The organism is Halomonas sp. 3A7M (assembly GCF_014897875.1).
Classification (GTDB): Bacteria; Pseudomonadota; Gammaproteobacteria; order Pseudomonadales; family Halomonadaceae; genus Vreelandella.
Genome location: NZ_JABUZD010000162.1, coordinates 170,369 through 193,970, shown reverse-complemented (window position 1 = coordinate 193,970; position 23,602 = coordinate 170,369). Strand labels below are relative to the sequence as shown.

Below are 23,602 nucleotides of genomic sequence, written 5' to 3'. Positions count from 1 at the left end.
GACGCTCCTTCTGCAGACGCTCCTTCTGCAGACGCTCCTTCTGCTGAAGCTGCTGTTGAATCACCGGCGGTAGAAGCGCCTGCTGTTGAAGTGAACAGCAGTAAAGCAACGCCGGCCAGCCCCTCTTTACAAGATGAGGCCAGCACAGCTGCCACACCAAGCGTTGAAGTAGCCACTGAAGCGCCTGAACCAGCTGTAGAGGAATCAGCAGCTGCCGATGGAACAACGGCTGAGCGCCCTGCCGAAAAGGCGGAGAAAGCACGCAAGGCTACGCGCCAGCGTCGCCAACCTCAGCAAGCGGCAGAGAAAGCGGAACCTGAAGCAGAGGAAGGTGTAGAGAAAAGCGCTGAGGCCAAACCTCAACAGCCAACTGATGACGCAACTGCTGCTCAAGAAGCGCCCCAAGAGGCGGCTAGCGGTTCGTCTGAGCTCGTGAAAGCTGATGCAGGAGTAGAGCTGGAGGAAGGGAGCACTTCAAACGTGAAAGAGTTTGATACCGCCAACAGCGAATCAGTAAGCTCACGTGACGAAGAAACTGCAAAAGAGACTGACAAGCCCCAGCAGTCGCTATCTCAAGCTGCTGAGCCTCAAGAACCTTCTGAGTCTCAAAAACCTGTATCTCAAGAACTTGTGCGTCAGGAACCTGTATTGTCTCAAGAACCTCAGGAGACGGCACAAGAGACATCCGCAGACGCCGACACACATGCAGAAGCGCCGAAAGCTGCTGAGACTACTGAGACTGCTGAGACTGCTGAGACTGTCGACAGTGACGCTAACACTCAGACACCGTCGCAAAGCGTAGCAGCTAGCATTGAAGCAAGCTCACCAGAGTTTGCTGAGCAGCCGGAAGCATCTTCTTTAGACAGCGACGCAGTGAGCAATACAACTGCTTCAGACACGAGCGCTGCTTCAGAAACCGCGAATGACAGCGCTGCTGCTCAAGAAAGCACAGAGCAGCCTACATTGGCGACTAATGAAGAGGTTCAAACGCCTTCACCAGAGGCCCCCGTTGAAACAGTGGCACCTGAAGAAGCAAAGCAAGCGCCTGCGGCTTCTCCCCAAGACGAGGCACCTAAGCCACGCCGCCGCCGTCGTGCTCATAACGATCCTCGTGAACTGCGTAAACAAGCACAGAACACGACTAATGAGTGATCGCTAGCACTCGACACTAGCACTAAAAAACCCCGCTAAGCGGGGTTTTTTTATGCTTGTACCAAGCGTGGCTCAGGCTCTAACTCAACACCAAATTGGTCATAGACCTGGTGGGCAATATGCTCTGCAAACTGCAGTAGCTCGCACCGATCGCCACCGCCAAAATGCACAAGCACCAAGGCCTGCCGCGCGTGAACACCGAAAGCCCCTTGCCGAACCCCTTTCAACCCACACTGATCAATCAACCACCCCGCTGCCAGTTTGGATTGACCGTTAATCTGCGGAAAATATGGCATGCTAGGGTATGCCTGTAACAAGCGTGATAACTGATCGCTGTTAACTAGCGGGTTTTTAAAGAAGCTACCCGCATTTGCGAGCACCTGAGGGTCCGGTAGTTTTTCCTGACGAATAGCACACACTGCTTGAGCCACCGCCAAGCAATTCGCCGAAGCGGCTACCCGGGCAGCTAAATCTCCATAACCCAGTCTTGGTAGCGGCGTTTTTGATAGCCGAAGCGCCAACTGAGTAATGACGACTTTATCCGCTAGCGATTTTTTGAAGATGCTATCTCGGTAACCAAATTGGCAAGCATCGGCGCTTAACCAACGTACACTACCCGACGCCAACTCTACTACCTGCACCCCTACCAGAACGTCTTTAAGCTCGACACCGTATGCACCAATGTTCTGTACCGGTGCTGCGCCGCAATCACCAGGAATCAGCGCTAAGTTTTCAATACCCCACAGGCCGCGAGCCGCTAGCGTCATGACTAACGAATGCCAATTAACGCCTGCTCCCACATGAGCAACAACAGACTCTCCGCAACTCTCTAGCCACCACTGCTGCATAGCAGGCCGAATCGTAATGCCTTTCAGCTTAGCGGGAAGCAGCACATTACTGCCACCTCCCAAGAGCGTAATGTGCCACTGCTTAGCAACGGCTTCACGCACCACATGCTGGAGTGCACTTAGCGTTTTAGGGGCAACATACCGCTCCGCCTGACAGGGTAAACGCAGCGTGTTCGCAGAGGTTAAATCGACTGACTGGCAACGACTAAGCAAATCATTATTACCTCTTTCACAACTCGTCATTTCTCAGCCCGTCATTTCTCAGCTGGGCAATTAGCCCTGTAGAAGCCGCCTCAATTAGATTCAGGACATGTTCAAAGCCCTCATCACCACCGTAATAAGGGTCGGGCACTTCAGCATCTGGCATATCGGCAAAATCTAGCAAGAGCCCCACATGGGCACGACTGGTACTCGGCTGTAGCGCTCGCATTGCCTTGAGGTTGTCGCGATCCATGCCTAGCACATAGTCGAATTCAAGAAAGTCACTGGCGCTTAGCTGACGAGCGCGCAAATGACTAATATCGATACCACGCTGCAAAGCAGCTGCCTGGGCACGGCTGTCTGGCGCTTTTCCAACATGCCAGCTACCTACACCACAAGAGTCAACGTTGATATGACGACTTAAGCCAGCCTCTTCAACAGCGTGCCAAAAGACGCCTTCGGCCGTTGGCGAACGACAAATATTGCCCAAACAGACAAATAGGACGCGCTTCATTCGCTTCCACCTTCACTTTCACTCGCCAGAAGCGCTCTCACCCTGGCTAAGTCTTCCGGCGTATCCACACCAGGAGGATTGATAGTGCTGGCTAGCGCAACTTGAATGGCATAGCCATGCTGTAGCGCACGCAGCTGTTCTAGCTGCTCCAACTGCTCAAGGCTCGACGGCGCCAGCTCACGATAAGCGGCAAGGAAACTGGCACGGTAGGCGTATATACCAATATGACGCAACCACGCATCGGTGGCTAAAAGCGCGGGCTGGACTTTAAATTGCTCTCGATCCCAAGGAATGGGAGCACGAGAAAAGTACAGAGCACGCCCCTGCAAGGAGCGAACAACTTTGACGACGTTAGCGTTAAATAACGTTTCAACATCAGTAATAGGCTCAGCAAGCGTCGCAATGGCCGCTTCTCGATCTTCGGCTAAACGCATCGCCACTTGGTCAATTAAGGCCGGGGGGATAAGCGGCTCATCGCCTTGCACATTCACCACTAAAGTGTCGTCGCTTAGCCCGAGCTGCTCTGCCACTTCGGCCAGCCGGTCCGTACCAGAAGGATGATCCGCGCGAGTCATAACGACATCCGCACCGTAGGGCAACATCGCATCACGTATACGAGGATCGTCAGTGGCTACCACGACACGACTTGCTTGGCTTTGACAGGCTCTTCGCCAGACATGGGCAACCATAGGCTCACCCGCGATATCCAGCAGTGGCTTACCCGGCAAGCGGGACGAGCCAAAACGCGCGGGAACAACGGCAATAAATTCGGTCTTAGCGACTGACATTACACCTCTCCGGTACGACCAGGCGAGATAGGTAGCTTTTCATCGGCATCCATCGCGCGCGCCTCTTCAGGAAGCATCACAGGGATGCCTGCTTGAATAGGGTACGCCAAACCGTCGTAGTGGCAGCAAAGTTCCTGGGCTTCACGATTATACTTGAGCTTGCCATTGCAAAGCGGGCAAACCAGCATTGCCAGTAGTTCTTTATCCATCGGTGTATCCCTTTTCAGAAAGCGCTGACAATTTAGCTGCCAGCCAGTGTTCAAACTCTGGCGGAAGCACGGCTTCTACCTCTAGCACCCAGCTATCGGGTGGCGCTAACGCTTGGCACTTCACTGCGTCTTTGGCGGTCATTACAACGGGGCGCTGATGACTAAAACGGAAAGTCTGGTCATCAAAACGCTGATGATCTGCTAGCGGATGCATCTCGCCTTCCACCCCTAAACTTCGCAGCGTATTAAAAAAACGCTCAGGATGGCCAATACCCGCCACAGCATTCACAGGTAGCGTAAATGGCAGAGGGGTAAGTGGCATACGCTGACCATCCTGCACTCGGCGCCAGCTGAGCGGCGCTAGTCGCATCGCCACTCCCTCTCTAGGCAGAGGGCGGCGCTGCTCACCATTAATAATCACAGCATCAACTTGAGCTAATCTACTGGGTGATTCTCTCAGCGGCCCAGCAGGTAAGCAGCGCCCATTTCCTAGCCCCCTAGCTCCATCAACAACAACCAATTCAATATCACGTCCTAACGCCAGATGCTGTAACCCATCATCACTGACAATAATGTCGCACCCACTATCAACCAGGGCTTGAACGCCTCTTGGACGGCGCGGATCAGCTACGACCGGGCAGCCCGTTTGTTGCGCCAACATTAATGGCTCATCGCCGCTTTGCGCAGGGTCAGTGATTGCAGTTACCCGTAACGGATAGTGCGATGCTTTACCACCATAACCACGGGTAATAATACCTGGCGACCACCCCTGCTTCCTCAGCCAGTCGACCAGCCACGCCACTAGCGGCGACTTGCCGGTTCCACCAAGAGTGATATTACCCACCACGATAACGGGTACGGATGCTTTAACAGCTAGCTTTTTACCAGCGTGATAGTGAGAGCTACGGCGCGCCATAAGATAACGGTATAAAGCACCCAACGGATACAGCGGCGTTAGCCATCGGCTCCCCTGGTAAGCCGCCTTAAGCCAGCGTTGTTCCAGGCTCATTCACTCTCCTGAAACTGAAGCTGATGCAGCGCCGCATAGGCACCTCCCGCTTCTAGCAACGCTTGGTGGGTACCCTGCTCAATAATGCGCCCTTGATCCATCACCAAAATACGGTCAGCCCGTTCAATGGTGGATAGACGGTGGGCAATGACCAATGTGGTACGCCCTTCACACACATGCTCCAGCGCTTTCTGGATATAGCGCTCGGACTCGGTATCCAGTGCCGATGTCGCTTCGTCCAAGATAAGAATAGGTGCATCTTTAAAAATCGCCCGAGCGATTGCTAAGCGCTGGCGCTGCCCTCCGGATAACATCACACCGTTTTCACCCACTACCGTGGCATAGCCCTGAGGCAGTTTTTCAATAAACTCACTGGCGTACGCCGCCTGAGCGGCCGCTTCAATGGCGGCTGGGTCTGGGTTGGTAACGCCATAGCCAATATTGTCAGCAATGGTTGCATTAAACAGCGTGACTTGTTGCGATACTAACGCAATTTGCTGACGCAAAGGGCCCAACGCATAATCATCGGCATTTACCCCATCAATCACAATGCGCCCTTCACTAGGACGATAAAAACGCGGCAGCAGGCTGACCAATGTTGATTTACCGCTACCAGAGCGCCCAACAATCGCCACTAGCTCACCAGGGGCAACACTAATATTAATATCGTGCAATACATTAGGCTGGTCATCAGCGTAGCGGAAACTGACATTATCAATCACCACGCTGCCTGTAAGCTGACGGGGAATTGTCTTCCCTTCATCCTGCTCAGGGGTCAAATCAAGCAAGCCAAATAGCTCCGAAGCCGCCGCAATGCCTTTTTGAATCTCACTATTCACTTCTGTGAGCTGGCGCACCGGCTTGATCATTAGCGCTGCTGCGGTAATAAAGGCAACAAACTCCCCCGGCGTCATGTTTTCCATAAGCGCAGGCGCCATGGCAAGCCAAACCAGAATAGCCATGGAAATCGCTACCAGCATCAAGATCACTGGTGAACTCACAGCACGCGTCATCGCCTCTTTCATACTCTGACGGCGATTTTCTTCGCTTACCCGTTCAAAACGTTGTTTTTCATACTCTTCAGCACCATGCGTGCGCACGACGCGATAGCCGGAGAGAGCTTCAGAAGCGACATGAGTAACGTCTCCCATGGAGTGCTGAATACGCTTGGAGATACGCCTAAAACGTTTGCTGGCATAGCTCACCACAACAGCAATCACCGGCGTTACGCCCAGAAATAGCAGCGTTAGCATCCAGTTGGTCCAAAACAGATAACCGATCAGCCCGATAACGAACAGACCTTCACGCAGAATAATAGTGACCGCTTTCGTGGCAGCACCTGCGACCTGCTCTACGTGATACGTTACTCGAGATACCAAATGGCCACTGGAATGGTGGTCGAAGAAACGCCCAGGCAAATGTAGCAAATGCGCAAACACATCGCAGCGCAGCGTGTGAATCACATAACGTCCGACATAAGACATAAAGTAGGTGCTTAAAAATGTCCCCAACCCACGCGAAGCGAACATAATCACCACAAACAGTGGGAGCAGTAAACGAAAGGTAGCATCAGGGTTTTGAATGCCATCAATCAGCTGCTTCATCATTTCAGCTAGTGCCGTACTAGAGGCGGCATAAATAATAAAACCGACGATCGCTAACGCGAATGCGCGCCAGTGAGGTTTGACGTAAGTTAATAATCGCTTGTAGAGAACCCAACCTGAATCAGTCACACGCGCTCCCGGCCATAGTGTGCAGTTGCGAGAATTCTACCTTATGGTGACGCGCATCAACACCGCTTACGAACGCCCTGTTGCTTTCGCATGGGAATGATCTGAATTGGCTGAGTCGCTGTGAGGCTAAATTCGAGAGCGCCATCCTGGGCGGTACTCCATAAGCAGCTCTGTTGTTGTCGAAAGCGGCGCACTACCGCGTCGACCGGATGGTTAAAGGGATTATCTTTCCCAGCACTAAAAATGACATGCCGAGGACGACTTACTTGAACGAACTGAACACCCGAACTTGTATTGCTTCCATGATGCCCAGCCACTAACACGCCAATCGGCGTAATAACATTCGCTAAGATTCTTCTTTCAACGTCCTTACCAACGTCACCGGTAATCAACAAACGCTGCCCACCCGCGCTTATTTGAAGTACACAGGAGCGATCATTTGAGGAGAGCACGTTCTCCCCTTTTGGGGGCCATAGTATCTGATAGTCAATGCCATCACGTCGCCACTGCTGCCCTTGAACACACTCTGTACTCGCAACAGGCAGAAGATCTCCACTGGGAACCCACCATTGCGTTACTTGATGGTCTTTTAAAAGCGCACTAATCCCTCCCGCATGATCGGTATCAGCATGGCTGACAATAACGTGGTCGAACGATTGGCCTGGGGGCCAAAGGGTTTGCAGCGGCATAAACCCACTGCGAAAGCGAGGTCCTGTGTCGTATAGCAATCGATAGTTGGCGCTACGTAATTCAATCAGTTGGCCTTGCCCGACATCATAAACAATGACACGCAGCTCACCTTGGTTAAACTGTTCGTCCGCTGACCACCACGGAAAGCTTAATAGCAGTAATGTCGCACTAACACGCAACCATCCTGGGACATTGGGAAGCCCCCAACACAGCGACATCAATAACAGTGCACCTACTAGCGGAAACATCAGTATTGACGGTGGCTGCAAAAGCGGTGCCCACTGCACGGCGATGACGAGTAACTGATGAAAAACCTGCAGTGCCTGCTCAAAACACCACCACACAAAAAGCCCTATTCCAGGCAGTGGCGACAGCACCCACCCCAATAGCGCACTAGGCACCATCACGGAGCTTACCCAAGGTACAGCAACAAGATTAATCAGCGGGGCCGCAGGGGCTACTCTTCCAAAAGCCAATAGCACTGCAGCCGCCATCAGCGGTGCAATGAGTAGTTGAGAACGCAGTAGCGCCCAGCACCACCCTTTTAGACCCTGTGGGCGGGGGCGGCCTTGCCAAATAATAATCAACCAGCCTACCGCAATAAACGATAGCCACAGACCAGGCCTCCACAGTGCAAGAGGATCAACCACTAACACTATCCCGAGCGCAAGCCACCAAGCTTGCCAAGCTCCTGGCGCATGGCGTCCGCTAAGCACCCACAAGCCTAACAGCGTCATGATCATGGCGCGCATGGCAGGAGGTGCTAGTCCGGCTAACATGGCGTACCCCACAGCCGCCACCCCTGCTAACCACCAGGGCCAAGCACGCAGACGCCAATTGGTGGGCGTTATCAGCCTGGCAGTAAAACGTGCCAACAACAGCACAAATGAAGCGACAAGCCCAACATGCAACCCAGAAATGACCACTAAATGCGTCGTACCCGTTGCATTGAGCAAGGTCCAATCATCTTGGGTCAACTGCTCACTATCTCCCAGCGTTAGCGCCGCAAGCCAGCGCCGGGTTCGCTCTTGCAACGGCTGGCTAGCCAGCGTCGCCATTGCTCGCTGACGAAGTGTCGGCGCAGCCCCCGACAGGCGTTCGGGCGTAGGCTCCTGGCGCACATAGCCCGTCGCATGTATGCCTTCACGCCATAACCATTGCTGAAAATCAAATGTATTTGGATTAGAAAAGCCACTGGGCGGGCGGAGCCGCAGCGTCATCCGCCAGCGCTCACCAACGAGGTAGCGCTGGTTGCCATAGGCACTTACTCGCACGCTACGCAGTGCGCTACAACTTGGCAGTCCCTCGGGAGAGCGGCAAGATTCCACTGCCAAGCGCACTCGTGACGACTCCGCTTGCGTTTGAACATTGATTACTCGGGCCTCCAGAGTGACATCCTCTCCACTGAGCCCAGGTGGCAAACGGTGCCCCCACTCCTGCTGCACGCTGATAAAAACCCAGCTTGAAATAACCAGCCAAATTAATAGGCTACGCCGATATACAACCAAGCAAAGCAGCACCACAAGCACACCTGGCAACAAAACCTGCAGGTGCGCCTCGGGGCCGCTGATCCACGCCGCTAGTGCCCCCATCAATACTGCCAAGGCAGCCGGTAGTGCAGCGCCTAGTTGCATATCCCCTCCTTGGAACTGGGTCATTCATACCCACGCCATAGCCGAAGCACGCTGCTATATGGATAATAGGATGTACCAATCGAAAGAGTACCTGACATGCCGCGCCGTTTCCTGCAGCGCTACATGCCCAAACCCGACACATTAAGGCGACAGCGCTCACTACGCTTTATTGCGCCGTTAATTGCGGACCCCGGGTTATGGCTTTTAACACGTCGAAGCGTTGCAAACGCATTCAGCGTGGGGCTTTTTTGCGCCATGCTGCCTATACCGTTTCAAATGGTAGTTGCAGCACTGGGGGCAAAATTTAGCCGTTGTAACTTGGCACTTTCGGTAGGGTTGGTGTGGATTACCAATCCACTTACCATGCCGGTTATTTTTTATTTTAATTATCGAATTGGCACGTTTCTGTTAGAAGCACCAGTGAGAGAGGCACCATCGCGTATATCCACGCGCTGGATTGCAGAACAAATGCACGACATCCTGCCACCGCTAATGCTTGGATCGTTAATTTCTGCCTTACTATTAGCCATGCTTGCCAATATCGTCATACGGCTAATTTGGCGCTGGCATGTTTCCCATCACTGGAAGCGCCGCCGCCTGAAGAGACGGCAGCGCCGGGCTTGTATTGAATCAGAGTTCGACGACTAACCCCCTAGGGTATTAGTCGCTGTTCTGCTCAATTAACCGCCCACTATCCAGCCTTAATACCCGATCCTGATGGGCAGCCAAACTGACATCATGAGTCACAATAACAAACGCGCAGGCACTCTCTTTAGCCAATTCATCCATAAGCGCTAAAATGGTACCTGCCGTGGTTTGATCAAGATTCCCGGTTGGCTCATCCATTAGCACAAGACGGGGATCTGTCACTAATGCACGGGCAATGGCCACCCGCTGACGCTCCCCTCCCGAAAGTTCGCCCGGTTTATGATCTGCTCGCGCTTTCATGCCCACTCGTTCGAGCAACTGCATAGCCCGCTGCTCCGCTGCCTTCTTAGACTGGCCACGAATAATTAACGGCAGCGCGGCGTTCTCTAGCGCAGTGAACTCAGCTAGCAAGTGATGAAACTGATAGACAAAGCCGATATAGCGGTTCCGAAAACGGCCTAATGCCGCTTCGTTAAGACCGGCTAACGGCTCACCAGCAATCACTACGCTACCAGCGCTAGGCCGATCAAGCCCTCCCAGCAGGTTTAACAGCGTTGTTTTACCCGAGCCTGAGCTCCCTACAATGGCAACACGCTCTCCAGCATGTACCTTAAGCTCAAGCTGATCTAATACGGTAAGATCTTGAGGGCCTTCGCTATATACCCGTGTCAGGCTGTTACATTCCAACATAACTGTGGTTGAGTGCTGGGTACTTGAGGTCATCGTTACTTCCTTATTCATAACGCAGTACATCGGCAGGCTGAACCCGAGCGGCCCGCCAAGCGGGATAAAGCGTCGAGAGGAAGGTCAGACCAAAGGCAGCGATGACAATATCACGCACATCACCCCACTGCAGTTGAGAGGGCAAGTCACTAATAAAGTAAACCCCGGCATCCAAGAACTGAATACCGAAAGTTGTTTCAAACCAACTGATCAAATCAGAGACAGTCAGTGCCAGGAGAACACCCACAGTAACGCCAATCGCAATACCTATCAGACCGATGGTGAGCCCTTGCACGATAAAAATCCCCATGATCGAACGTGGGGTGGCGCCTATGGTGCGTAAAATGGCAATATCCGCTCGCTTATCGGTCACTACCATCACTAGCGTAGACACTATATTAAATGCGGCAACGGCAATAATGACCGTAAGCAGCAGTGCAATCATGCGCTTTTCCATCTGAATCGCTTGAAATAGACTGCCATGGGAAGCAGTCCAATCCGTACCGCGGTACCCTGCGCCAAGTTCGTTAACAATCGCTTGCGTTTCACTGCCAGCCACGAACAGGTCATCTAGCTCCAGCCGTAGGCCACCCACCGCGTCGCCCAAGCGCGCTAACGTTTGCATATCTTCAATATTGGCATAGGCCAGATTAGCGTCTAAATCAGCGCCTACACTAAAGATACCGCTAACAGTGAATCGCTTGAGTCTTGGAAAAACCCCTGCGGGTGTAATCGATGCCTCTGGAACAAGTAGCGTGACGCGATCACCTACCCCAACGCCCAAGCGGCGTGCCAGCATAGACCCCAGCACTACGTGCCACTCACCAGGCACCAGATCAGAAAGCTGACCTTGGCGCATATGCTCACCAATAATCGACACTTGATCTTCCCAGTCTGGGTGAATGCCATTCACCATAGCGCCTTGGTTTCTGCCACCCGCTGAAAACATACCTTGCTGTTCAACATAGGGCGCTGCACCAATAACTCGCTCTCGCTCAACAAGCTGCTCTGCTAACGCCTGCCACTCAACTAACCCTGCTTGTGATTCAATTTTAGTGTGAGGCACCATGCCCAAAATTCGAGTACGCAGCTCGTGATCAAAACCATTCATCACCGACAGCACAAGTATCAGCACTGCCACGCCAAGCATTAACCCCAGCATTGAAGTTAGCGAAATAAATGAAATAAAGTGGTTCCGGCGTTTAGCGCGCACGTAGCGCAGCCCCACCAGAAAAGGCAAACGATCAAGCATGGCATCATTCCTTAGTAATAAGCGTCCATGGTACGGTTTTTTTAGCATGGGTGCATGTACGAACGCTGCGTTAGAGTAACAAGTCTGCCTAGCGTTCCCTCAAGCACGGTAACGCTTGCATGTTGCTAAGCGAGCCCCTAAATTGCGCCCATTCTGCTTGTCTTTAGGGCAAGGATTTTTTCGACTATTAAGAGCATTCGTGACGTTGGCTAACAAGACTTACCGTTTATTGCCCGAGTGGTCCCCCCAAGACGGCTTGCAACTGACTTGGCCCCGCCCAGACGGCGACTGGGCACCGCTGTTATCGCGCATCGAAGCAACACTTGAGCGTATCGTGATTGCCACGACACGCTATCAGCGCGTGTTAATCAGCGTTCCTGATGACACCACCCAGCATCGCTTGGCTGCGACGTTTGAGGCCTATGGCATTGCCCAACAACAACTGATGCTCATTGTCGCTCCCACGGATGACACTTGGGCCCGAGACCATGGGCCGATCACCGTGGTGGACGAAACGCAGCAGCCACTCATGCTGGATTACACGTTTACTGGCTGGGGCGGTAAATTTCCTGCCGAGCATGACAATCGCCTCACTCAGTGGCTGAACGATGCAGGGGTGTGGACCTGCCCCATCGCTCCACGCAGCATGGTGCTAGAAGGCGGCGCGATTGAAACCGACGGAGAGGGCACGCTGCTAACCACTGAAGCCTGCTTACTGAACCCCAACCGCAATCCGTCACTTTCGCGTACGGATGTTGAAGCCCAGTTAGCGGAAGATTTTGGCGTCGATCGAGTCCTATGGCTAGCCAATGGGCATCTTGAAGGTGACGATACTGACAGTCATGTTGATACGCTCGCGCGCTTTTGCAATCCCTCTACCATTGCGTATGTCCGCTGCGACGACCCGACTGATCCTCACTATCCAGCGCTAAACGCAATGGAGCAAGAGCTCATGGCGTTTCGCCAGCGCAACGGCGAGCCCTACCAGTTAATCGCCTTGCCGTGGCCACAGGCCTGCTTTGATCCTGAAGATGGTCATCGCCTCCCGGCTACCTATGCGAATTTTTTAATTATCAATAATGCCGTACTGGTGCCCACTTACGGCGATCCCGCCGACCTGGTCGCGCTGCAAGCGTTGAGTATTGCCTTTCCAGAACACACCCTGATTCCTATCGAGTGTAATAGCGTCATTCGCCAGCATGGCAGCCTTCACTGCTTAACCATGCAGCTACCGAAAGGCACCCTTGCCCCTGCGCTTAGTCAATCCTAAGGAGCCATCATGTCTAACAGCTTAACCGTCGGTGTTGTTCAACAGCCCGCGTGGCCAGATAAAGCACGTAGTCTTGCTGCCAGCGAAGCAGGCATACGCTCAGTTGCTAGCCAAGGCGCACAATTAGTGTTGCTTCAGGAGCTGCATGCCACGCACTACTTTTGCCAGTACGAAGACCCTGCACTGTTTGATTTGGCTGAACCACTAGACGGCCCTACTGGTAAGCACCTGGCCGAACTAGCCAAGGAGCTGAATATTGTGCTGGTGGGGTCGCTGTTTGAAAAGCGGGCGGCGGGGCTTTACCACAATACAGCCGTCGTTTATGACCGCGCAAAAGGACGTGTAGGACAGTACCGTAAAATGCACATCCCGGATGATCCGGCCTTTTACGAAAAGTTTTACTTTACCCCTGGTGATTCTGACGACGGACGTGGCCAAGGCTTCACGCCTATTGACACCTCTGTTGGGCGGCTAGGCATCCTGGTTTGTTGGGATCAATGGTACCCGGAAGCGGCACGCTTAATGGCACTAAGCGGTGCGGAGCTGCTTCTCTACCCCACGGCCATCGGCTGGGATCCAAGTGATGATGACGCTGAAAAAGCCCGTCAGAAAGATGCTTGGACAATTATACAGCGCTCCCATGGCGTCGCTAACGGGCTGCCCGTGCTGGTCGCTAACCGAGTCGGCTTTGAACCCGACCACTCTGGCGTTGGTAACGGCATTGCGTTTTGGGGAGGAAGCTTTGTATGCGGCCCACAGGGAGAAATGCTAGCGCATGCAGGTGAAGAGACGCAGCAATTAGTCGTCAACATCGATATGGCGCGTAGCGAGAACACTCGGCGTATTTGGCCTTATTTGCGCGACCGCCGCATTGATGCTTACGGTGACTTAACACGCCGCTATCGCGATTGATAAAAACATAGACGCCTGCTCTCATCGAAAGCAGGCGCAGCATTCAAAAAGCTAACGTGTGGCGATTGGCTTTACTTCCAAAAATCACGAATAGACGCAATTCCCTGAGCGCCAACAGCGCGTGCATGGTTAGCATCAAAACGTGTCATGCCACCCAGTGCAAACACCGGCATACCAGCTCGTTCCACTAGCTGCTGGAAGTCATGCCACCCCAGTGGCGCCACTTCAGGATGAGAAGGCGTAGTGCGCAACGGCGACAGCGTGACAAAATCACAACCCAACACCGCCGCCTGAGAAAGTTGCTTTTGATCGTGAGTCGACGCCGAGAGCCATTTATTTTCTGCAATCGGGCGACGCTCAAGGTCCATTAACCGTGCGCTGGTTAAATGAATACCGTCAGCATCAACAGCGTCAAGTAGTGCAGGCTCGCCATTCAGCAGCAGCTTTGCATCGTACTGACGGCAAAGGCGCAGCGCGCGCTCAGCACGGGCAATGTATGCCGCTTCATCAAGATTTTTTGCCCGCAGCTGTACGAGTCTGACACCGTCTTCACTAAGCGCTCTTTCTAACAAGCTATCGAAACGCTCTTCGTCAGCTTCTTCGCCGGTAATCAGATAATCGGTGGGCAACATCACCGCACGCAAAATAGGCAAGTTAGCGGCAGGGAAAGGATAGTTCACCAACTCTTCCATAGGCACCCAGCGCACAGCCTGCCCCTCACGGCCAAACGGCTCACCTGCAAACTCTTGGACTTGCCAAACATCTAGCAGGATGTGCTTATCAGGATACTCATGATGAACACGGATAAGAGGCCGGGCCCGTACAATCTCGACGCCAAGCTCTTCGTGAAGCTCACGCTTGAGACCTTCCAAGCCTGTTTCATAAGGCGCCAGCTTGCCCCCAGGAAACTCCCATAGGCCGCCTTGATCGACATTAGAGGGCCGACGCGCAATCAGCACCCGCTTCTGATCGGCGCTGATCATTGCAGCCGCCGCGACATGAACTCGTCGTTTTACCATTACACTCATTACGTCTTTACCCACTTTTTGCGCGCCGCCCTAACCAAAGACGACGCTATCTCGCTGCATTAGCACGTCACTGCAACTGTTTTTGGCTACTTTTCAGTGCACTTCAGCTACGGTAATCCGCGTTGATAGTCACATAGTCATGAGATAGGTCCGAGGTCCACACAGTGGCACTCTCTTCACCACGGCCCAAATTAATGCGAATGATGATCTCTTCCTGCGCCATGACGGCACTGCCCGCAGCCTCTGTATAACTGTCGGCACGGCCACCCTGTTCAACCAAGCGAACGCCACCCAAATCAATCACGACTTGGTTAACATCGAATGCCTCAACCGGCGCGCGCCCAACAGCGGCTAGAATACGCCCCCAGTTAGCATCAGAAGCGTAGAGCGCGGTTTTCACCAGCGGCGAGTGAGCAACGGTAAAAGCAACATCCAAGGCTTCCTGCCGAGTGGTCGCTTCATCCACCTGGAGCGTCACAAACTTAGTTGCCCCTTCGCCATCACGAATAATCGCTTGAGCAAGCTCGGTCATGACGCATTGCAGCGCATTGCGGAAAATGGCCACCTGCTCTTCGTTTTCGATGCGAGCGCCGGTACCTGTCGCTGCCAACATGCACGCATCGTTGGTTGATGTATCGCTATCGACAGTGATGCAGTTGAAGGAGTGATCTACCGTTTCACGTAACAAACTTGCTAACAACGGCTGTGCAATCGCCGCATCCGTTACTACAAAGCCCAACATGGTCGCCATATTAGGCTTAATCATGCCTGAACCTTTGGTAATACCGTTGATCGTGACCTGCTGATCGCCAATTGAAACGGTTGCCGTTGCGCCCTTGGCACGGGTATCCGTGGTTAGAATTCCCTCACCCGCTTGCTGCCATGCAAGGCTAGTATCCGTTAAGGAATTTAGCGCATGGGGCATACCGGCAAGCAGGCGCGTCATGGGCAGAGGTTCGCCAATCACGCCGGTTGAAAAGGGCAAGACCTGGCTTTTATCAACGCCCATTTGCTTAGCAAGCGCTTCACAGCTGGCATAAGCATCCTGCAAGCCTGATGCGCCAGTACCAGCATTGGCATTGCCAGTATTTACCAGCCAGTAGCGAGGCACACGCCCTGCGCTTGTACACGCTTCAAGATGCGCTTTCGCAACGACTACTGGGGCAGCACAAAACGCATTACGAGTAAAAACCCCAGCTACCGTGGCAGTTTCAGGTAGCTCAATCACCACAACATCACGGCGATCCGGCTTTTTAATACCTGCCATTGCACTACCCAGGCGCACCCCATTAAGGGGTGGCAATTCCGGAAAAGCAAGATTTCCCACCGCCATGTTTTTCTCCTTTGCGCTGAATTTCGCCACGCGTGATTAGCTTAGTTTTCCGCAGCACTGCTTATATTTTTTACCGGACCCACATGAGCACGGATCATTGCGCCCTACTTTCGGTCCTTCACGACGCAGCGGACGACCATCAGCCCCTGGCGCGTCCTGTGAAACATCGTCCTGCTGGGCGCTAGGGTCATCGTGGCGGCTTGCTGCTGTCGCACGTTCACGCACTGACTCTTCGCGGCGTTTTTGCTCTAACGCATCAACCTCTTCAGGCTGACGAACCTGAACGTGGCTTAAAATACGCGTAACGTCAGCTTTGATGTTCGTTAGCAGATGCTGGAACAACTCGAAGGACTCTCGCTTGTACTCTTGCTTAGGGTTCTTCTGGGCGTAACCACGCAAATGAATACCGCGACGCAAGTGATCCATCGACTGAAGATGCTCTTTCCAACGGGTATCCAATACCTGGAGCATGACTTGTTTTTCAAAACGACGAATCAACGTGGCACCAGCAGCCTCAATTTTGGCTTGATACGCATCGCGGTGCATCGTTTGTAAACGCTCACGCAGCTTCTCTTCACTGAAACGCTCATCCTCTGCCGCCCACTGCGTAACAGGAGCATCAAGATTGAATTCAGTTTTAAGATGCGCCTCTAACCCAGGCAAATCCCACTGCTCAGCCAAGCTCTGAGGTGGCACATAATCACTGATGGCATCTTCCATGACTTCTTCACGAATACCGATAACGGCGTCGGAAACCTCGTCAGCGGAAAGAATTTCATTACGCTGTTCGTAGATAACTCGACGCTGGTCGTTAGCGACATCATCGTATTCGAGCAACTGCTTGCGGATATCAAAGTTGCGCCCCTCTACTTTTTTCTGGGCGCGCTCGACAGCGTTAGACACCATCTTGTGCTCAATCGCCTCACCGCGCTCTAGCCCAAGAGCCAGCATCAAGCGCTTCACTCGGTCAGAACCAAACAAGCGCATCAAACTGTCTTCTAACGAGAGGAAGAAGCGTGTAGAGCCTGGGTCACCTTGACGTCCCGCACGGCCACGCAACTGGTTATCAATACGACGGGACTCATGGCGCTCAGAACCAATCACATGCAAGCCACCCGCTTCTAAAACACCATCATGACGCTTCTGCCACTCTGCCTTTAGAGCATCAATCTGTTCTTGAGTGGGATTCTGCAGCTTAGCTGCTTCTGCTTCCCAGTTCCCCCCCAGAACGATATCGGTACCACGACCCGCCATATTCGTTGCAATAGTAATGGCGCCAGGACGACCTGCTTGAGCGATGATTTCTGCTTCGCTTTGGTGCTGTTTAGCATTCAGCACATTAAACGCCAGGCCAGCTTCGCGCATAAGGCGAGCTAGGTACTCAGAGGTTTCAATCGATGCCGTACCGACGAGCACGGGGCGCCCTGCCTCGGTTTCGGCCCTCACATCTTTAATAATCGCTTCGTATTTCTCTTCCGCACTCAAATAAACCAAATCATTCAGATCTTTACGAGCAAGCGGTCGATTCGTTGGAATGACGACCACATCCAGGCCATAAATTTGCCGAAATTCGAACGCTTCGGTATCAGCGGTACCGGTCATACCTGCGAGCTTTTCATACAAACGGAAATAGTTCTGGAAAGTAGTCGATGCCAGTGTCTGGCTCTCTCGCTGAACCGTCACCCCTTCTTTCGCTTCAACCGCTTGGTGCAGCCCTTCTGACCAACGGCGTCCCGGCATACTACGCCCAGTATGCTCATCAACGATGACGACCTGGCCTTCAGACACGATGTAATCAACGTCTAAATGATAAAGATGCCGTGCGCGCAGCGCGGAATGCATATGCTGAAGCAAGTTTAGGTTTTGTGCGGCATAAAGCGATTCGCCCTCGCCCAACAGCCCTTCGGCACGCATTAGCTCTTCAACTTTGTTATGTCCCTGCTCGGTAAGCTCTACCTGCTTTTGTTTTTCATCAAGCAGGAAATCTCCCGTAACCGGCGCATCGCTGTCTTCAGAGGCTTCACCTTGCTCTAACTGTTGAGCCAGACGATTCACAATGCCATACAAATCAGTGTTTTCATCCACTGCGCCCGAGATAATTAACGGCGTACGGGCCTCATCAATTAAAATAGAGTCGACTTCATCGACAATGGCGTAATGCAGGCCACGCTGCACTTTATCCTCAAGCGAGAACGCCATGTTGTCGCGCAGATAGTCGAAACCAAACTCATTGTTAGTACCGTAAGTGATGTCACACTGATAGGCATGGCGCTTCTCTTCACCCGTTTGACCAGCATAGATAACGCCTACCGATAGCCCAAGGAACTCATACAAGGGCCGCATCCACTCAGCATCACGACGAGCAAGGTAGTCGTTCACGGTGACAACATGCACACCCTTGCTTGGCAGCGCATTTAAATAGACGGCAAGCGTCGCCACCAGGGTTTTACCCTCACCGGTTTTCATTTCCGCAATACGGCCACGATGCAACGTCATGCCACCGACCATCTGGACGTCAAAGTGGCGCATTTTCATTACCCGCTTACTGGCCTCTCGCACGACGGCAAATGCTTCAGGCAACAAACTATCAACAGACGCGCCTTCTGCTAATTTTTGACGGAGCAGCCCTGTTTTTTCCTGCAACTCAGCGTCACTCACCCCTTCAAGCGCCTGCTCTAAAACGTTAATACTGAGCACACTTTTTTGCATGCGTTTAACGTCGCGATCATTTTTAGAGCCAACAACTTTACGTAACAAATTATTAATCATGAAAGTTCCAAATCTTCACGAGCGCCCCATTCAGGCACGCCCTTTTATATAAGGCAAATAAGGGTAAATTTAGTAAACAGACAGCTGAGCTGGCGGACCACGAGGGGTCAGCACATCAATCGCGGCAACCAATCGACGTGGGATATGAAGAAAATAGCGGGAACCGTGCAAGACGACAGGATGGATGCGCGCTTTTTTTCGTACCCAGCGGCGCAGCGCACAGCGCTTCTTGGCGATCCATTCAGATTGGGCACGCAGCATCGCGGGCACCCAAAAACAGATGATGACGCCGCGCTCACCACTACGAAATGCATCTGAAGGATGTAAACTAGCAGGTAACAAACAGCTCACTAAGAGGCCTGCCAGCCACCAACGCGCTAGGCCATTTCGGCGTTGCCGCCGCGGCGAAGCAGACAAAACATCTGGCGTTGATGACATGCTGTGGACTGGCTCCCGAGCGTGTTAGGCTCTATCAATTAAAAGACAATACAGAACGCTGGTGACAACCGAGAGTGTGGCGCAGCCAGCAACGTTCCAGGAATCAAGTTAATGAGTATAAAGGTTAAGCGATCCCGCGCACAGCCCATTACCCAACTGCTGACTAAGTCGGGCAGCGCTGGACAGCTTATGCGACAGTCCCGCTTAATTGATCAGGCTCAGCGCCATTTACGCGCCCACCTTCCTGAAGCAATGCGTGAGCATATTTTCGTCGGGGGCTTTCGGGACGGACGATTGACGTTAATAAGTGGCCAAGCAAGCTGGTTAACGTGGTTACGCTATGAACAGCCGCGATTGCTAACCCTACTGCATCAGTTGCCAGGGTTTGAAAGCGTTACCGGCTTTACCCTGAAAGTGCGGCCCGTTCGGCCGATTGAAAGCCCCAAGCGCTACACGCGCATCCTCTCAGAAAACGCAGGAAAAACGCTAACTGAATGCGCTAAAGACACTGACAACCCCTCGCTTAGAAACGCCCTGGAGCGTCTTGCGGCGCATGCACCTAATCATTCAGATGACAAACATTCATAGCCACGCATTGCCAGCGCCAATACGCAAAAAAGCACCGCTTTAGCGGTGCTTTTTACTATTGCCACATGCCACTCACCCGCCCAACAAGCCTGCAATCTATGCCATTGCAGGTGCCGAGTAAGAGATAGGTGCAACCGCTTTGTCTTCTTCAAAGGTGACGATTTCATAGGCGTCGGGCTGCGCTAACAACTCGCGGCACAACCGATTGTTGAGCGCATGGCCTGATTTAACCCCCTGGAACTCACCAATCAAACTGTGGCCAAGTTGGTACAAATCACCAATAGCATCCAGCACTTTATGCTTGACGAACTCATCGTCATAGCGCAAGCCACCTTCGTTAACGATGCGGTAATCATCGACAACAATGGCATTGTCTAAGCTACCGCCAAGCGCAAGATTATTGGATCGCAAAAATTCCAGATCGCGCATAAACCCGAAGGTACGTGCACGAGAAACCTCTTTCACAAACGACGTTGTTGAAAAATCGATTAACGCGGTTTGTTTTTGTTGCTCAAATACAGGGTGATTAAAGTCGATTGAAAAGGAGACTTTAAACCCTTGATGAGGCAAAAAGACGGCTTCTTTGTCGCCATCACTGACGGCAACACGGCGCTTAATGCGGATAAATTGCTTAGGTGCATCTTGCTCTAAAATGCCCGCTGACTGAATTAAGAACACAAATGGACTGGCGCTGCCGTCCATGATAGGCACTTCAGGCGCACTTACATCGACATAGGCATTATCAATGCCCAATCCAGCAAATGCCGACATCAAATGTTCGACCGTCGCGACTTTCACACCGCGGTAAGAAAGCGCGGTGCATAATGTGGTGTCTTCCACCAATTCGGCACGAGCCGGCACGTGAACCACAGGCTCCAGGTCGGTCCGGATAAACACAATTCCGGTATTAGCTGGCGCCGGGCGCAAAGCCAAGTGGACTTTTTTGCCAGAGTGCAGACCCACTCCGGTGGCGCGAATGACGTTTTGTAATGTGCGTTGTCTGATCATGGGCAGTGGTCGAACTCTAATGACGGCGGTCACCGGCAAAAGTGCCGACAAGTACCGCTAGGGGAAAGAAAGTTAAGAAACAGTGTTCACTTTAACAGCAAACGAGCGTTTTAACCAATAAAACTCTCGTTTGCTGTTTCAATGACCCCGATAGCGTCAGTTAATCTGCCTGACGGCGTAAAAATGCGGGAATGTCCAAATAGTCATCTGCATCAGGGGCGCGACGCTTCTCGGCCCGAGGTTTCGCAGCGGGCTCAGGCGCTTCTTTACGCGCCGTTGCCTGCTGACGCATGACAGTTGGCTGTTGTAACTTGCGGTAATCTGAGGATGCTTCGGCAGCAGACCGACGCACTGGCTCACGTGAGGCAACTTTGCCTTTGTTACCATCCAGCCCAGCAGCCACCACGGTCACACGTAGCTCATCGGACATTTCCATGTCGATAGAGGTACCCACCACAATAGTTGCTTCCTGAGAAGCAAACTCTTGAACTGTAGCACCTACGTCATTGAACTCACCGATCGACAAGTCAGGGCCAGCAGTAATATTGACCAAGATACCGCGAGCACCATGCAGATCAATATCTTCAAGCAGCGGGCTACGAATGGCTTTTTCAGCCGCTTCGCGAGCACGATTCTCGCCAGTTGCTCCACCGGTACCCATCATCGCCATGCCCATTTCTGACATAACGGTGCGAACATCAGCAAAATCGACGTTAATAATGCCTGGGCTGGTAATCAGCTCTGCGATACCTTGAACGGCCCCCAACAACACATCGTTAGCAGCGCTAAAGGCGGTTAGCAGCGTGGCGTTCTTACCTAGCACAGAAAGCAGTTTTTCGTTGGGAATAGTGATCAACGAATCAACGTGCTCAGAAAGCTCTTTCATACCTTCTTCAGCGGCGCGCATGCGCTTCGGCCCTTCAAACGGGAAGGGGCGAGTTACCACGGCAACCGTCAAAATACCTAACTCTTTGGCAACCTGAGCAACAACAGGCGCACCGCCGGTACCTGTACCACCACCCATGCCAGCTGTGATGAATACCATATCTGCACCGGTTAATAACTCAGCGATGCGGTCACGGTCTTCCATGGCGGCTTGGCGGCCGACTTCAGGATTGGCACCGGCCCCAAGCCCCTTGGTGATTTCACCACCAAGCTGCAAGACTGTTTTTGCAGACACTCGCTTAAGCGCTTGAGCGTCGGTGTTAGCGCAGATAAACTCAACGCCTTCGATATTACTTTCGACCATGTGGTTGACCGCGTTGCCACCGCCACCGCCAACACCGACCACTTTGATGACCGCACTGCTCGAGGGTGCGTTATCTACCAATTCGAACATAAGCCCCGTCTCCTGAACCGCGCTTGCGGCCCTGTCAGAAATTTCCTTTGAACCAGCCTTTAATTCTTACCAGCGCCGATTGACCTTCCTTGATATCACGCCTGACGACTTCGTTGCGTCCTTTATGCGCAGCAACGACTTCCCCGTGGCTTTCTAGGCCTTGCCCATGTCGCGCTTCTTGCAATGCATAATGCAGTAAACCCACACCTGTTGCATAAATTGGATTGCGTACCACATCAGCCAACCCTTTGACATTTTGCGGACATGCAATACGAACAGGCATATGAAAAATCTCTTCTGCCAATTCGCTAACCCCTTCCATACGCGAGGTGCCACCAGTGAGCACAACACCAGCAGCCACCATATCTTCATAGCCACTACGGCGTAATTCGTCTCTCACCAACGTAAATAGTTCCTCGTAACGCGGCTCAACCACTTCAGCAAGTGCCTGTCGCGATAAATCACGAGCCGGACGATCTCCTACGCTGGGAACTTTAATCATTTCATCGCTTGCCGCCAGCTGTGTCAGTGCGCAAGCGTATTTAACTTTAATCTCTTCGGCATGCTGCGTTGGTGTGCGCAATGCCATTGCTATGTCATTAGTGACTTGGTCGCCCGCTATCGGTATAACGGCAGTATGGCGAATGGCACCTTCACTGAAAATGGCCATATCAGTGGTTCCCCCACCAATATCCACCATGCAAACGCCTAATTCTCGCTCGTCTTCGGTAAGCACCGCCATACTAGAAGCTAGCTGTTCAAGAATGATTGCGTCAACGTCCAGACCACATCGCCGAACACATTTCTCAATATTTTGAACGGCGTTCAATGCCGCTGTCACAAGGTGAACCTGCGCCTCTAAACGAACGCCTGACATTCCTAAAGGTTCACGGATACCACCTTGAGCATCGATTGAGAACTCTTGGGGCAATACATGTAATACACGCTGCCCTTCCGAGACCGCACGTGCGCGGGCTGAGTCAATAACGCGCTCGATATCGGATGGTGTGACTTCCCTTTCTTTAATAGCAACCACACCATCTGAGTTCATTGAACTGATATGGCTACCAGCAACGCCGACATAGACAGAATGAATATCACAACCAGCCATTAATTCCGCTTCTTCAACAGCACGCTGAATAGATTGCACGGTTGATTCGATATTAATGACCACACCGCGCTTCATGCCGCGTGATGGATGAGAGCCGATACCCGCTATCTCAATCCCGCCGTCATCGGTGGGTTGACCGACTATCGCGACGACTTTGGACGTTCCAATGTCCAGCCCGACAACCATATTGGATGCGTTGGGTGAGCCTGCCATGAGTCGGATAATCTCCTAGAAAAATTTTAAAAGAAACTTGTTAGTCGTAACTGCGCCAACATTGTTAAAACGGCGATACAAAATCACGCTGAATAACATTGACGGCTACCGTAATATCAAGCCAAATGCTGATCATGATTAAATAAAAAAGCCCATAAAAAAGCATCAGCTATAACATAGTATAGAAACAAT

The 23,602-nt window shown here is 52.5% G+C and carries 20 protein-coding genes and 1 pseudogene; 5 read left to right on the top strand and 16 right to left on the bottom strand.

From position 1 onward, the window contains the following. Nucleotides 1-1,152 (top strand): annotated as a pseudogene (locus INT19_RS14785) (ribonuclease E/G); the annotation flags it as partial. A 50-nt stretch (nt 1,153-1,202) separates the two neighbouring features. Here INT19_RS14785 and murB read toward each other — a convergent pair. From murB to INT19_RS14750, 7 genes are read right to left on the bottom strand one after another with little or no spacing between them, the layout of a single operon-like run. After that, entirely contained in the window at nt 1,203-2,243 is a 1,041-nt protein-coding gene (gene murB, locus INT19_RS14780; protein ID WP_193061322.1) for a UDP-N-acetylmuramate dehydrogenase, read from the bottom strand. Next, nucleotides 2,230-2,715 (bottom strand): low molecular weight protein-tyrosine-phosphatase, encoded by a 486-nt coding sequence (locus tag INT19_RS14775; protein WP_193061321.1) that lies wholly within the window; start codon nt 2,713-2,715, stop codon nt 2,230-2,232. Before INT19_RS14775 ends, murB begins: the two co-directional genes overlap by 14 nt. Next, complete coding sequence (gene kdsB / locus INT19_RS14770) at nt 2,712-3,503, bottom strand: 3-deoxy-manno-octulosonate cytidylyltransferase (RefSeq protein WP_089037746.1); 792 nt, start codon at nt 3,501-3,503, stop codon at nt 2,712-2,714. Before kdsB ends, INT19_RS14775 begins: the two co-directional genes overlap by 4 nt. Beyond that, on the bottom strand, nt 3,503-3,712 hold the full coding sequence (locus INT19_RS14765) for a Trm112 family protein (RefSeq protein WP_089037745.1): 210 nt from the start codon (nt 3,710-3,712) through the stop codon (nt 3,503-3,505). Before INT19_RS14765 ends, kdsB begins: the two co-directional genes overlap by 1 nt. Beyond that, nucleotides 3,705-4,721 (bottom strand): tetraacyldisaccharide 4'-kinase, encoded by a 1,017-nt coding sequence (gene lpxK / locus INT19_RS14760; RefSeq protein WP_193061320.1) that lies wholly within the window; start codon nt 4,719-4,721, stop codon nt 3,705-3,707. Before lpxK ends, INT19_RS14765 begins: the two co-directional genes overlap by 8 nt. Then, a complete protein-coding gene (gene msbA / locus INT19_RS14755) occupies nt 4,718-6,454 on the bottom strand; it encodes a lipid A export permease/ATP-binding protein MsbA (RefSeq protein ID WP_193061319.1) in 1,737 nt (578 codons plus the stop codon). Before msbA ends, lpxK begins: the two co-directional genes overlap by 4 nt. Before the next feature lie 56 nt (nt 6,455-6,510). Next, the gene (locus tag INT19_RS14750) at nt 6,511-8,778 is read right to left on the bottom strand and encodes a DNA internalization-related competence protein ComEC/Rec2 (protein WP_193061318.1); all 2,268 of its coding nucleotides are present in this window, start codon (nt 8,776-8,778) and stop codon (nt 6,511-6,513) included. A 96-nt stretch (nt 8,779-8,874) separates the two neighbouring features. On the opposite strand from INT19_RS14750, the gene INT19_RS14745 reads away from it, so the two are divergent. After that, a complete protein-coding gene (locus INT19_RS14745) occupies nt 8,875-9,426 on the top strand; it encodes a DUF2062 domain-containing protein (RefSeq protein ID WP_193061317.1) in 552 nt (183 codons plus the stop codon). Between the two features lie 12 nt (nt 9,427-9,438). Here the strand turns inward: INT19_RS14745 and INT19_RS14740 are convergent, their stop codons facing one another. After that, nucleotides 9,439-10,149, bottom strand: coding sequence for an ABC transporter ATP-binding protein (locus tag INT19_RS14740; RefSeq protein WP_193061316.1), 711 nt, complete (start codon nt 10,147-10,149; stop codon nt 9,439-9,441). A gap of 10 nt (nt 10,150-10,159) precedes the next feature. After that, nucleotides 10,160-11,401 carry a lipoprotein-releasing ABC transporter permease subunit gene (locus INT19_RS14735; RefSeq protein WP_089037739.1) on the bottom strand — a complete coding sequence of 414 codons (1,242 nt, stop codon included), beginning with the start codon at nt 11,399-11,401 and terminating at the stop codon, nt 10,160-10,162. A 199-nt stretch (nt 11,402-11,600) separates the two neighbouring features. Between INT19_RS14735 and INT19_RS14730 the strand changes: the two genes are divergently transcribed. Then, nucleotides 11,601-12,671 (top strand): agmatine deiminase family protein, encoded by a 1,071-nt coding sequence (locus INT19_RS14730; RefSeq protein WP_193061315.1) that lies wholly within the window; start codon nt 11,601-11,603, stop codon nt 12,669-12,671. Between the two features lie 9 nt (nt 12,672-12,680). Beyond that, the gene (locus tag INT19_RS14725; RefSeq protein ID WP_193061314.1) at nt 12,681-13,583 is read left to right on the top strand and encodes a carbon-nitrogen hydrolase; all 903 of its coding nucleotides are present in this window, start codon (nt 12,681-12,683) and stop codon (nt 13,581-13,583) included. A 71-nt stretch (nt 13,584-13,654) separates the two neighbouring features. On the opposite strand, the gene INT19_RS14720 is transcribed toward INT19_RS14725, so the two are convergent. The 4 genes from INT19_RS14720 to INT19_RS14705 form a co-directional block, all read right to left on the bottom strand. Further along, complete coding sequence (locus tag INT19_RS14720) at nt 13,655-14,602, bottom strand: Nudix family hydrolase (RefSeq protein ID WP_038485369.1); 948 nt, start codon at nt 14,600-14,602, stop codon at nt 13,655-13,657. A gap of 112 nt (nt 14,603-14,714) precedes the next feature. After that, on the bottom strand, nt 14,715-15,944 hold the full coding sequence (gene argJ, locus INT19_RS14715; protein WP_193061313.1) for a bifunctional glutamate N-acetyltransferase/amino-acid acetyltransferase ArgJ: 1,230 nt from the start codon (nt 15,942-15,944) through the stop codon (nt 14,715-14,717). Nucleotides 15,945-15,980: 36 nt separating this feature from the next. After that, a complete protein-coding gene (gene secA, locus INT19_RS14710; RefSeq protein WP_193061312.1) occupies nt 15,981-18,713 on the bottom strand; it encodes a preprotein translocase subunit SecA in 2,733 nt (910 codons plus the stop codon). Nucleotides 18,714-18,782: 69 nt separating this feature from the next. Continuing rightward, a complete protein-coding gene (locus INT19_RS14705) occupies nt 18,783-19,151 on the bottom strand; it encodes a hypothetical protein (RefSeq protein ID WP_193061311.1) in 369 nt (122 codons plus the stop codon). 111 nt (nt 19,152-19,262) lie between these two features. On the opposite strand from INT19_RS14705, the gene INT19_RS14700 reads away from it, so the two are divergent. Next, nucleotides 19,263-19,739 (top strand): DUF721 domain-containing protein, encoded by a 477-nt coding sequence (locus INT19_RS14700; RefSeq protein ID WP_193061310.1) that lies wholly within the window; start codon nt 19,263-19,265, stop codon nt 19,737-19,739. 96 nt (nt 19,740-19,835) lie between these two features. Here the strand turns inward: INT19_RS14700 and lpxC are convergent, their stop codons facing one another. The 3 genes from lpxC to ftsA form a co-directional block, all read right to left on the bottom strand. After that, nucleotides 19,836-20,747 carry a UDP-3-O-acyl-N-acetylglucosamine deacetylase gene (gene lpxC / locus INT19_RS14695; protein WP_089037732.1) on the bottom strand — a complete coding sequence of 304 codons (912 nt, stop codon included), beginning with the start codon at nt 20,745-20,747 and terminating at the stop codon, nt 19,836-19,838. A gap of 160 nt (nt 20,748-20,907) precedes the next feature. Next, on the bottom strand, nt 20,908-22,086 hold the full coding sequence (gene ftsZ / locus INT19_RS14690) for a cell division protein FtsZ (RefSeq protein ID WP_089037731.1): 1,179 nt from the start codon (nt 22,084-22,086) through the stop codon (nt 20,908-20,910). Between the two features lie 34 nt (nt 22,087-22,120). After that, the gene (gene ftsA, locus INT19_RS14685; RefSeq protein WP_089037730.1) at nt 22,121-23,410 is read right to left on the bottom strand and encodes a cell division protein FtsA; all 1,290 of its coding nucleotides are present in this window, start codon (nt 23,408-23,410) and stop codon (nt 22,121-22,123) included. Nucleotides 23,411-23,602 lie beyond the last annotated feature (192 nt).